The sequence below is a fragment of the Pseudarthrobacter sp. GQ63 genome, assembly GCF_059758765.1.
In genome coordinates this window covers 1-219 of sequence record NZ_JCAXEF010000053.1, presented here as the reverse complement: position 1 = coordinate 219, position 219 = coordinate 1, and the positions used below count along the sequence as shown (strand labels likewise).

General features: G+C 61.2%; 1 pseudogene. It reads right to left on the bottom strand.

Annotated features, from left to right (window positions below):
- Positions 1–143, bottom strand: a pseudogene (locus AC6CHP_RS20805) (IS256 family transposase); the annotation flags it as partial.
- Positions 144–219: the final 76 nt, after the last annotated feature.

Genomic DNA, 219 nt, shown 5'->3' with positions numbered 1-219 from the left:
ACGTTCCTGGTGAGTTGGTTCAGCAGCCCGCCCGGGCCTACCAGGCTCACGCCCTGTTCCTTGGCCTGCGCGAGCAACCGCTCCGCAAGCTCCTTCTGATCGATGATCTCTCCCGTCACAGGATCGATCATCACCCCTGTCATGTCGGTCGTAGACTCTGACACGGCCGTCTCCTTTCGGATCAGGCCGGACCCCACACACCGTTATTCAGACAGTCCC